This window comes from Myxococcales bacterium, from assembly GCA_016712525.1.
In the GTDB taxonomy this organism is placed as follows: Bacteria; Myxococcota_A; Polyangia; order Polyangiales; family Polyangiaceae; genus JAAFHV01.
The window spans coordinates 51,883-63,499 of record JADJQX010000007.1 but is presented as its reverse complement, the minus strand read 5'-3'; the positions used below and the strand labels follow the sequence as shown (position 1 = coordinate 63,499).

The following is an 11,617-nucleotide window of genomic DNA, read 5'->3' as shown; positions in this document are numbered from 1 at the left end:
GGCGGGACGGGTTCGCTGCGCTCGCAGCGTCCCGAAAATGCGAACGCCTGCGAATCCAGGTGGTTGCGCGACGAGAGCCGGGACGCTCTCGAGGGTTCGCACCGTCCCGCGAGGAACGCAGGGCCCGTGGATCGCGTCCCCGGTCACATTGCTTCCCGCTCGAGGGGGAAGCCGTGCTTGGCGGCGCCCCCCTCGACGATGCGCGCGTCCTCCGGCCGGAGGACGACAAAGACGAGCTTCGCGAGCCCATCGCGCTGCTCGGGCGGCGACGCGCGCAGGTGCTCGTGGACCGCGCCCATCATCGCGTCCACCGATGCGACCGGTCCCAGGCCACCGGCGCCAGCCCCGAGGAGCGGCGTCGCCAAGATGAACTGCCCCGTGAGGTTGTTCTCCTTGGCGAGCGATGCGGCAGCATCGAGGAACGCACGCACGCACGCACGAACGCGGCGCGGACCCGAGGGGCCTCCGGTCTCCGGGTCTCGCCTCCGGTAGTCGACCGCCGGCACGTGCAGCACCCAGCGGAAGGCGGTGCTGGTGCCCGCTGAAGTGACGAGGCAGTCGTCCGGCTCGAGCTCCGCGTCGAAGTTCTCCTCGAGCCGCTCGCGAAGCTCCTGCTGGAAGGCGGTACCGCCGCAGGCCTCGCGAAGCGCACCCGAGACGCCGCTTCCGAGGGCGACGCTTGGGTTGGATGCGTTGACGACGGCGTGCGCGCCGATGGCTGGGTCGACAAGCGAGCCGGTGTAGACGCCGAGCTTCATCCTCGGCGCTCCAGAGCACGCAACTCTCGGCGCGCGCTCATGTGGCCACGAGAAGGACGGAACGCTCACGGCCCGCCTGGGTGCCAAGCCACGCAGACACGGTGCGCCTCGCTGCGAGGTCAGCACTCCCATCGAGCGCGTGCTGGAAGCGCTGAGCATCCGCCGGCGACCAGAACAGCTCGCCCGCCAGGTCGCGGTCACCGGGCTGAGTAAGCCCCTCGGTGGCGCTGGCCCAGTCGTCGTCGTCTAGCTTGAGGACCGCAGCGCCGTGCATCTCGGCGAACGCGCGCAGGTCGTCGCCCAGCGCGATGACGTCGTCGGAGAGCTTGGAGAGCGCTTGCGTGTACCGCTTGGCAAGCTTCTTCGCCGCCTCGGAAGCGTCGGGCGGGATCGCGTAGATGCACTTCATGGTCATGCCCTCTCCACCCTGTCTCGCACGAGTCGCAGGAGAGCCTCATCCATCGTCCGCTTCTCGGGGAGCAGCGCCATCACGCGCGAGCCGGCTTCGGCCACAGTGTCTCGCGCAGCGCGCTCGCCGGTCATCGCGTACACATCCCGCGAGACCAGCACCAGCGACTTGTCTCCCGCCGCTAGGTGCCCCTGCACCTGGCGACCAGCGATGTGGCTCACCTCGCGCTCGAGGTACACCGGTTGGCCGGTCTTGACCTCGACTGAGAGCGTGCCTCCTTCTGCGACACTGTGCCCCCGCCCGAAGATGATCGGGCAACGCGCCTCGGTGAAGCGACCGTCGATGAACGTCATGCCGTTCGCCGTTTCAACGCGCCGCTGCAGCTCCAGCCCGTTGAAGTAGGGCTTCAGTCCGTCGGTGGCGATCGACTCGCCCAGCTTCCCGGCGGTGGTCTTGCGCAACTGCTGGAGCGCGGCATCGAGCTCGGCCGGCGACTTGGCCGCCTGGAGTTGCTCGTGGCGGCGGGCCAGCTCCTTCGCGAAGCCGGCGTCCCGCTGCTCGAGGTTGCGCGCGTAGGACTCGAGGTTGGACGGATCGCGGAGCGGACGGAACCTCTCTGCGATGCTCGGCGGGGTTACGCGCTCGCCGGCCTGAGGGCTCCAGTCGGACCAACGAGCAGCGTCGAAGGCTGCCGTCCCGCCCCCAGCGTCAATCGACGGCTTCGCGATCTGCGGCAGCTCCGTACCCGCCTTGCGCAGCGCCTCGGAGAGCGCTGCCCCCGAAGTCTCGGCGCGGCTCAGCACCACCTCTCCGAGCCCCGCTGCATCAAGCTCAAGCGACCCGACGAACGCTTCGGTGGACGCCCCGGCCGCGCCCAGGCCGACGCTCTCCACCGCCGCAAGTTGGCCGCCGACCTCCGCTGCGCTCAACGCGGTGGACGTGGCTGCAACCCCCTCACCGGCGGCGACTCCGGCTTCCGTCACCGCCGCCACGGTCGCCATCGTGATCGGTTCAGGCATCGCTGGTGGCCTCCACGTCCAAGAGTACCGCAACAGCCGCTCGGACTCCGTCCCCATGACGCGACGCCATGTCGAGCGCCAATTCCCGCGCGGTGTGATCGGCGAGGACCTGCCACCGCTGGGTGACGGCCGGCTCCTCTGTCTGCGGGCCGAGCTCGATCAACGGCTGGAGCAAGGCCTGGGCGTGAAGCACCAACTCGACGGGGTCTGCATGGTGCCCGTTCGCCATCGTGCTGTGCGCGGTCTCCGCAGACAGGAGAAGCACCCGAACCGGCGTCGTCGCGTCCGACCGACCCACCTCGTTGCAGTAGCCCGCGAACCTCCCGCACGCATCTTGCCACCGAAGCCCGGGCCGGCCCGATAGGCCCAGGAGGAGCGCACGCCATTTCTCGGGGCTGCCGAGGCCGGCGAGCGCCATCAGGTCCGCCGCGCGTTGAATGCCGACTCCCGTCACACGGATCGCCGTGTCGGCTGCTGCAGGCTTCACGAGAGCGCGGAACATGAGGCGCGCGACGTCGAGGAGCGGCCGGTAGTTCGCCACGACGACGCTCCGCTTGAACGTCTCCCGTGCGGCATCGAACAGGTGGCTTCCGCCAGGCTCATCCGCGGCGAGCACCGTTCGCAGCTCTCGGGTCTTGGCGAGGATCTCAGCGTCGTTACGGTGCTGCTCCAGGAGCCCCTTCACCCCGACGAAGGCAGCAAGGTTCACCCTGCCGTCGGCGGCAGCGAGCATGTCCTTCAGCCAGGCCTCGTCCGGCCTGCGCGCGCTGGTGAGCACGCCGCTCCAAAGGTCGCCCAGCTCCGCATAGCGGGGCACCGTGCCTGCTTTCGTCCGCTCGTGTTCACTGGGTCCCGACGTCGTGTTGTTGAAGCGTGCGGTCTTTACAGGGGCATCCATGAACGACGCCTTGATGATCGCCTCGCCCTCCTGGAGGTACCCGAGCTTCTTCCAAGCGTCTTCCTCGAGCCCGAGCGCTCTCCCAATCTCCTCCATCTCGGCGCCGTCCTCCAGGCGCATGACGATCTTGGTGCCGGTGTTCGAGATGACGCTGCGCGCGAGGCTCGCCGGCGACTGGTCGATGACCATCACGCCCAGCTCCATCTCACGCCCTTCCTGGAGCAGCCGGTCGATGCACCGAAGAAGGGTGCGTCCGGCGTTGCTCTCGTCGGCGGGGCGTCGGACCTCGAAGGACCGATCGAGAACGTTGTGCGCTTCTTCGACGACGACGAGCCAGCGACGTGGGCCGGCCGCGACTTGCAGCGCGTGTTCTCGAGTCGTGGCCTCGGACGGCAACGGCTGTCCGATCGCGGAAGACGGCTCGAGCCCATCGCTCCTCGGCCAGATCTGCACGCCGCCAACGACGACCCGGTCGCGTTGCGACAGGCGGCGGTCACCATCGGTGGCGACGCCCCCGTTCACCGAGACGTCGCCGCTCTTGAACAACCGCTTGCGATCGGCCTTCGCGTACCGGCCGATCGAACGGAGGTGCTCATCGACCGCCCGCCGCAGCGTTGTGGCGTGCTCACCATCCGGTTCGGAAGAGGTGGCCGGCGCATCGAGCAGTCGGGGGCTCGACTCCGAGGCCAGGGGCTGGGAGCCACGAGCGGCTTGCACAGCTCGCAGTCGACTCAGCAGGAGCGTCATCACGAAGGCGCGGATGTCGACTTCGCTCGGCGGAAGATCCTCCACCTCGACGATAGCGTCGTGTCCGACTGGGAAGAGCTCGTCGACGGGAACGTTGCCGCCGTGAGCGAAGATGTCCTGGAAAGTTGCGTCCACGAAAAGCGCCGCCCGGCTCTCGAGGGCGCCTCGGTAGTTCGCCATCACCTCCGGCCCGTAGTTCAACGTCTGCGCCACCTGCCGGACATGGGCGGCGAAGTCCAAGACCGAGGGCCACGAGGGGGACCGGTCTCCAGTCGGAAGACCTCTCTCGATGTCCCAGCCACGTTCGACGTAGGAGGCCTCGACCGCCTTCCTCATGAGCGGCGCGATCATCGCCTCCGTGGGCATCAACTCCGCGAGCGCGTCCGAGAGCACGGCGATGTGTCGCTTCAGCGACGTGCCGACTTCAAAGAAGAACGGGTTCAGCCGAAGCGGTCGGTACCGGTCCCCAGGAACGTCACGACTGCTCCCGAGCGAGTACACGAGTGGTGCAGGGCGGCCGGCCCGCTGGAGTCGCTTTCGGTAGGTCCGCTTTGCCGTCTCGAAGACGATCACGCTGAGGTGATCGTCCTCGAGGTTGTTGAGGATCTCGACAACCCGCGTCGTCTTGCCAGAACCCGTCGTGCCGGCCACGAGGATGTGACGGAACAGGTCCCGTCGAGGGATCTCGATGAACTCGGGATGCTCGTCGCCGGTGAGGGCAGAGAAGGCATCGGGGCCCAGGCCCACCCGCGGCTGCCCGTCCTCCGGCGGGCTAAACGTTCTGCCGAGGAACACATTTCGACGAAGCCGCACACCGGGGAGCTCCGCCTCTGGCAGCAGCAAGGCTTCACAGGCGCGCGAGAGCGGCAGGATTGGAGCCGCCTCCTCGACGAGGTCGAGCAGCGACTCATTCCCAAGAAGCAGCTCGGCACCTGCGCCTTGCACGGCGAAGCGGTTGAACGGGTAGTCCTTCGTACGCGAACCGGCGAGAACACCGACGAGCGCGCCGCTGATCAGGTCTGCGTTCTTTCCATCGGCAAGTATGAACGCGGACCAGCGATAGCCGCCCGTGCCGTGGGCCTCATGGAGCGCCGCGACGGTACGCTCGAGGGAGCGATCGGCGAGTTCAAGCATCGACCGCAGGCGCTCCTGGCTCTCGCTCCAGTTGGTGTCCTCGGAGGTCCCAGAAGATGTGCCAACAGTGACCGTCTTAGACTCGCCATCCGTCTCGCCGGTGCTGCGCGTCCACGTTCGACCTTCGGTGCGAGGTCCTGTGCTGTGCCGACGAATGGGGTGGAAGACGTTCTTCACGCCGTCCCATGCGCGCTTTGCCCAGCCGTCCTCGTTCTGCTCAGAAGCGTTGCTGCCGCTGCTATCCGTCGTCTGCTTCGTTCGGCTGGTCCCGTCCGCCTCGGACCTCGACGTCGAGGCGTTCGTCCCCCTGCTGCCTCCGGCCTGAACGGTTCCGCGTACGTGGGGATGGATCGCGTCGCGTAGCTGCGTGGCCTGACCAAGTCGCACCTTCAGCGAGTCGGCGTCGACGCGCTCAATGACGAACGCGATACGGTAGTCGCACCTGAGGTCGACAAGCGACTCCGCGACATCGTTGAGCGACTGGTAGTTGCGCGTGGCATTGGCGCGCTCGATCTCGCGTCGATCGTCTTCGAGGTCACGTGGTGACGGGAGTCCGCTGACACACACGCATCGCTGCTCTCCACCCGTCGAGAAACCGAGCAACGTCTGGAGCTCGCTGGGATCCACCCAGCGCACGTCGGAACCCGGGAATGCTTGTCGTTGGAACTGCGAGACGATCATCCTCGCGCGCTTCCGACGGCGGTCGAGATCGCCAGCCGAGAGCGCCTGACGTTGTGGAAAGCGAACCGCGAGCCAGAGCGTGAATGCGCGCCCTGTCTGGTTGCCGTCGCCGCGGACGTGGTCGAGTACGTAGAGCAGCTCCTCCCCAGGCTCGAGGAGCGTCAGGACGTTTTCCCAGTCCCACGCGCGCGGGAACTCGTCCTGGTGTCCAAGGCAGTTCACTTGGACCGCGACGCAGTCGAGCAGCCAGGGGTGCAGATCCAGGCTGCGCGTCTCCGGGGCGAGAACCAGCTCTGCGTCTTCCGAGCCGAGGCCGAGAATCAACTCGAGTTCGACCGCCGATGCGTCATCGAGATCGACGGTCCTTCTGCCCTTCGGCTTTCGGTTCGTCATGCGCCACTCCTCGCAGGCTTGGTGCGCACAACCGCGACCAGAAGCGGACTGCCCCCAGGGCATGCGAGGCCGTACTGCGGAACTCCGTCACGCAGAACCACCTCGGAGACGACCGCATCCCCGACCGGGCTGCGTCCGTCTTCGGTCTCCATCGAAGACTCGAATGGCTCGCCCGGGCTTCCCACGAGTACGAGCTGCCGCTCCGGGCGATCGCGATAGCGGGGGTTGAGCTCGGAGATCAGCCGCTGCCGCCACCCATCCAGGACTGTCTCGGGCAGCCCACGGAGGTCCTCAGGAAAGGTGAACCCCCACGGCGCCCGCCATGACGCCGCCTTGGAAAGACCTCCAGCGATGAGATTGTCGGCCCGCTCGATGATCGCTTCGCCGACCGCGCAGCCTGTGCGTGAAAGGACCCACCAGTCAGCGGTGCAGGCCTCGACTTCAGCAAGAACCTCGACGCGATCGGCGATGCGGTATCCTCGTCGGTCGTCCGGCGTGTTGCTCGCCACGACCCAGAGGTCGTCCGTGTTGAGGGCGACCGCGGGAGACATCCGGCTCGCATCGAAGTCTTCGCCTGCCTTGGGCGCGAAGGCCGACACCTCGCAGAGGTCGCGCTCTGCGAGCGCGCGGAGCAGGCTGCGCTTGGCTGCCGCCGAGAGCCCACGCAGGCCGTCCGTCAGCCGCCAGGACCACGGCTCTGCGACCTCCGACTTGATGCGGGTCGCGATCGCGGCCGCTTCGCCTTCCCCCTCGGCGAGGATCACCAGCGCGCGAAAGTCGGGCGAAGGGGCGAGTTCGTGGCGAGCGATGGAGATGTTGCGGCCGCGCCGCACGACGATCACCAACGCAAGCACAGCAGCGGCTGCCGCGACACCGACGATGAGCGCCAGAGTTCGACCGTCCATGTCCATCAGCGTCTCCACATCGAGCTTCGATTCGGCGAGCCACGCGCGCGCCAGCGGCGCGGACTTCGGGTGTCTCCATCTGAGGCAGATCTCTGCGGCGAGGTCCGCGACGGCGTCCGCATCGCCTGGGGCCGCAGCTCCAGACTTCAACCTCCGCTTCCCCTCATCTCTCGCCGCCCATTGATCGATCCTCGGTGGGCGAGCTCGCTCTTCGTGTGGAGAAGAGCCAAGCAGCGTCCCGGCGACCTTTCTGATCAGCCCCTTCTCTCGCTGCGGGGGGGGCGGTGAGTGCGCGGCATCTCGTGCGCGTTCGCGAGCGCTATCGATCCTGCTGGCGAGCCAGCGGACGGCCTCGTCGAGGAGCTGATCGCAGCTCGGCTTCGTCACAGTCGCCTGCCTCCCAGCGCGCACATCCCGCCGACGACGGCGAACTTGTCGTAGCGCGCGAGTGGCTGGCGCTCGCGGCGCTCGGACCAGACCTGCGTGGCTTCGAAGCGTCGAACCTCCTCGGAGCCGAGTTCTTGGAGTGGCTCAGGGAACTCGCGAGCTTGACGAATGAGGTCTTGGACGGTCGGAGCGTCCACGACGTTGGCGCGTAGCCCCGCGTCCGACGCGAGCTCGCTGATGTACTCGGCGAGATGAGGGTTGCGCGACCCGCCACCTGTGAGCAGCACGCAGCAGTGGCGGGATTTTTTCCAGCGCGTCTCGCCGAGAGATCGAATGACGCGCGTCAGCACCGGGCCATAGAGTTCGCGCGTGGCGTCTCGGTACTCGCGTTGCGCCGGATCGCTGAGGTCTCGCGCGGGCAGCCACCGAAGTCCGAGCTGGGCCTTATATCTGGTGCCACGCGGTCCGATCTCGTGCCGCCCGATTCGCGACGAGATCGCTTCTCCACCGCACCCCGTGTCGCTGCGACTCAGCGCGCGAACGAGCTCGTGCTTCTCGAGGACCGAGATATCGAGGCTGAGTCCACCTGCGTCGAGCAAGACGACATGGTCGAACTGCTCGGGATGCTCGACGAGATCGTTCATCCACTCAGCGGGATTCGTGATCTTGGTGTCGACGGACGGTCTTGAGCCGCTTGGTCCTGCAGGGCGGTCATTGAACCAGCGGTACCCGAACCACCGAGACTCGTAGTCGCTGACGGCTGCCTGGCGGGAATCCCAGGTCCGCTGGCGCTGGGCTTGATCAGCGCACCGAGCTTCGTGGCTCTTGAACCGCCCCGCGTACGCCTGGGCGGCCTTCTGGAGGATACGCAGAACGCCGAGGTAGTGTGCAGCGACGAGTTCATGCTCGGGCACGACGACCACCGCTCCCTGCGACACCAGGTTTTCGGTGGTCGCCCTCCTCAGCGCATCCTGCGGCGAACGCGAGGCGCCATCTCCGGAGCGCGCCGTGTCCCGCAAGGTCTTCCCCAGCGCGATGACGTCGAACTGCTCGGTGGAAGGAAGCGAGAGGTGGACGTTGCGCAGGTACGCGTTGTGCTCGCGGCCGACCCAGTGCCGCAGCGCGGGCAGAGCGCGCGCAACCCACTCGCTCCACCGGTCCCCGGCAGAATCGGAGAGGAGCTCCGCTTTTCGATACGCGTCGATCCCCCACACCTCGGTCAGCGTCGCAGTGTCTTGATCGTGTTCGACGGGCTCTTTCCCCTCGAGGCGAAGCGCCCACTTCGTGTTCGTCGAGCCGAGGTCGAGGAAGATATCCGCGACGGCTGAGAAGGCGGGCAGCGCCGCGACAGGAATGCGCGTGGCGAACCTCTTCTCGGTACCGCGCACGGAGAGCAGCAACTCGCCGCCGGAGGCACCATTCGCCGCGAAGCCGCGCACGGCTTCGGCCGAGAGAACGATCGGCGGCAACGCGGTGAGTGCGTCTCGACGGACGACCCGAGTGAGCGGAGCGACGAGGAGTGGCTTGTCGCCTGAGACCACCTTGCACTCGTGGATGAGCATCTCGCGGGGAGTCCGCACCGCAACCTCGATGCGGTCTCCTCCGGGGGCGAAGCTCACCTGCGTTCGTGTCACATCGAACGTGACATCGCCGTCGCGAAGCTTTGCTGCTGCCGAGGCCGCAGCCGCGTCGAACGGCACCACCTCCAACCAGGCAGGCGCCGGTTCCCCTTCGGCGAGCGCAATGTCGGGGTCGAGGAGCATCGCACGAATCGAGACGAGCACCCGCGCTGCAGAAGGCTGCCGGAGGCCTTCCCAACTTCGACGGATGAGGGAGTTCAACTCGTCGGTGAGCAGCGACCGGGCGAGCTCGCGAAACACCTCCCAGGAACGCCCGGACGGGAACGAGGCCCCACTCGTCGCCGACCCGCCCAGCAGAGATCGAAGGCCGTCGTCGTTGAGTCGCTGAAGAACGATGGCCTGGTTGATGGCGGCGCCGACCCGCGGTGTGGTGATCCCTGTGATGTGCCACGTGCGATCGGAGCGCAGCTCGGCGTCGACCAGCACGCGAAGCTCGGCGAGATCTCTGCCGGGGGCGCCCAGCGCGAGGCGCGACCACTGACACACGGAGCACGCGGTGTCTTCCGGTGCCCGCTGCCAGTGCCCGCATGCTTGGCACATCCTCCACGGCGTAGTCGATGCTGCGGCCGTCATGACTTCCTCGGCGTCGTGGGCGTCTCGTGGCCCTCGAGCGCGCCGCCCCCACGCACCCACGCGTCGACCTCGGAGAGCTTGAACTTCCAGAGCTTGCCGATCTTGTGGGCGGGCAGACCCTTCGCGTCGATCCACCGGTACACGGAGTCCTTCGCGACCCCGAGATGGGCAGCGACGTCTTCAACGGATACCCAGGGCTCTGCCATCGGACGGTTCCTCGCGGATCCCTGATGGTACGCCGCTCGCCGGACATCCCACAAGGAGCGCGGAGGAGGGCCGGCCAGAGTCGACGAAAGTCGGTCCCGGACTCGGGGCGCGGGCCCCGAGACGACATCGGCGCGCGGGGCTCGAGGGTGCCGGAGCGAATAGCCGCTTCCCCGTCAAAGCGGCTATTCGGTCCGAGGCGGGCGAACGACGGCGGTGCCCACGCAGGAGCTGCAAGATCCCGCCGCCGAGCGCCCGATGGCGTCCACAAGGTTCGTTGTGGCGACCGAAGCTTTCTTGTACCGTCGTACCGTGCGGGCTGTCCTCATCGCGTGGGTCGGCGTCTCCGACCTGAAGGGACCTGAGAAGGCAGGTACGGGCGACCTTGGGCCCATCGCCCAGGCGCTCGCCGCACGCTCGTTCGACCAGGTGGTCCTGCTCGAGTTCTTCGACAAGGCCGACCATCAGAAGCTCCTGCCCGGCTTCATCGCCTGGCTGCGCGAGCGCACCCCGGCAGAGATCGTCGAACGGCGCGAGACGCTGCGCGGGCCGACCGACTTCGGCGGCATCTACGAGGCTGCGCGCCGAGCCTGCCAAGAGGTGCTGGCGCAGCACAGGGACGCGACGCTCACGTTCCACCTCAGTCCCGGCTCGCCACCGATGGCGGCCGTGTGGATGCTGCTCGGCAAGACGATCTTCCCGGCGCAGTTCATCGAGTCGTCGCGCGAGCAGGGCGTGAAGACCGCCGAGGTGCCGTTCGACATCGCGGCGGAGTTCCTACCCGATCTTCTGCGCGAGCCGGACGAACGCCTCCGCGCGCAGAGCACGGCGGACTCGCCGCCCGCCCCGGAGTTCAAGACCATCATCCACCGGAGCCGGGTGATGGCGCGGCTCATCCAACGCGCGCGCCGCGTGGCGCTGCGCAACGTCCCGGTGCTGATCGAGGGCGCGTCCGGTACCGGCAAGGAGCTGCTCGCGAAGGCGATCCACCAGGCAAGCCCGCGTAAGAGCAAGCCCTTCATCCCTGTGAACTGCGGAGCGATCCCCGCGAGCCTGGTCGAGTCCGAGCTCTTCGGCGTCGAGAAGGGAGCGGCGACTGGCGTAGACGCTCGCGAGGGGTACTTCGAGGCGGCGGACGGGGGAACGCTGTTCCTCGACGAGCTGGGCGAGCTCCCGTTGCCGGTTCAGGTGAAGCTCCTCCGAGTCCTGCAGGAGAACGAGGTCACGCGCGTCGGCGCCAGGAAACCGAAGCGGATCGACGTTCGGATCGTGGCCGCAACGAACCGCTCCGTCGTCGACGAGGTCGCTGCCGGCCGTTTCCGCGAGGATCTCTTCTATCGGCTCGCGGTCGCCGTCCTGAAGTTGCCGCCCCTCCGAGAGCGCTCGGGGGACGTCGGCCTGCTCGTCGACGAGCTCCTGAAGCAGGTAAACCACGAGGCCATCGGCGAGCCTGGATATCGGGACAAGAAACTTTCCGCAGGCGCAAGAAGTCTTCTGCTCGCGCATCCGTGGCCGGGCAACGTGCGCGAGCTGCTGCTGACGCTCAAGCGCGCCGCCATCTGGAGCGAGGGCGAGACGATCACCACCGAAGACCTGCGCGAGGCTCTCCTTGCAGTCCCCACGACACAGCGCACCGACGTCCTCGGTCGCCCCCTGGGCGAGGATCTCAACCTCCCGGAATTGCTGGCGGAAGTCGCGCGTCACTACCTCGAGCGCGCGCTGGATGAAGCGGACGGGAACAAGACGAAGGCAGCGGGCCTGGTTGGCCTCCCGAGCTACCAGACCCTCACGAACTGGCTCCAACGCTACGAGGTGAAGCGATGAGCGCGCGCCTGGCGATGGCGGCTCATCCGCTTGGCACGTCCTTCG

At 67.6% G+C, this 11,617-nt stretch carries 8 protein-coding genes; 1 reads left to right on the top strand and 7 read right to left on the bottom strand.

Annotated features, from left to right (window positions below):
* Positions 1 to 143 precede the first annotated feature (143 nt).
* The 7 genes from IPK71_17365 to IPK71_17335 form a co-directional block, all read right to left on the bottom strand.
* A complete protein-coding gene (locus IPK71_17365) occupies positions 144 to 758 on the bottom strand; it encodes a macro domain-containing protein (GenBank protein ID MBK8215505.1) in 615 nt (204 codons plus the stop codon).
* 37 nt (positions 759 to 795) lie between these two features.
* The gene (locus IPK71_17360; protein ID MBK8215504.1) at positions 796 to 1,167 is read right to left on the bottom strand and encodes a hypothetical protein; all 372 of its coding nucleotides are present in this window, start codon (positions 1,165 to 1,167) and stop codon (positions 796 to 798) included.
* Between the two features lie 2 nt (positions 1,168 to 1,169).
* The gene (locus tag IPK71_17355; GenBank protein MBK8215503.1) at positions 1,170 to 2,186 is read right to left on the bottom strand and encodes a hypothetical protein; all 1,017 of its coding nucleotides are present in this window, start codon (positions 2,184 to 2,186) and stop codon (positions 1,170 to 1,172) included.
* Positions 2,179 to 6,039 carry a hypothetical protein gene (locus IPK71_17350; protein ID MBK8215502.1) on the bottom strand — a complete coding sequence of 1,287 codons (3,861 nt, stop codon included), beginning with the start codon at positions 6,037 to 6,039 and terminating at the stop codon, positions 2,179 to 2,181. Before IPK71_17350 ends, IPK71_17355 begins: the two co-directional genes overlap by 8 nt.
* Positions 6,036 to 7,094: a hypothetical protein gene (locus IPK71_17345; protein ID MBK8215501.1), complete on the bottom strand. Its 1,059-nt coding sequence runs from the start codon at positions 7,092 to 7,094 to the stop codon at positions 6,036 to 6,038. Before IPK71_17345 ends, IPK71_17350 begins: the two co-directional genes overlap by 4 nt.
* Positions 7,095 to 7,327: 233 nt before the next feature.
* Positions 7,328 to 9,397, bottom strand: a complete 2,070-nt coding sequence (locus IPK71_17340; GenBank protein ID MBK8215500.1) for a hypothetical protein — start codon at positions 9,395 to 9,397, stop codon at positions 7,328 to 7,330.
* A 143-nt stretch (positions 9,398 to 9,540) separates the two neighbouring features.
* Entirely contained in the window at positions 9,541 to 9,750 is a 210-nt protein-coding gene (locus IPK71_17335) for a helix-turn-helix domain-containing protein (protein ID MBK8215499.1), read from the bottom strand.
* A gap of 256 nt (positions 9,751 to 10,006) precedes the next feature.
* On the opposite strand from IPK71_17335, the gene IPK71_17330 reads away from it, so the two are divergent.
* Complete coding sequence (locus IPK71_17330) at positions 10,007 to 11,572, top strand: sigma-54-dependent Fis family transcriptional regulator (protein ID MBK8215498.1); 1,566 nt, start codon at positions 10,007 to 10,009, stop codon at positions 11,570 to 11,572.
* The last annotated feature ends 45 nt before the right edge of the window (positions 11,573 to 11,617 follow it).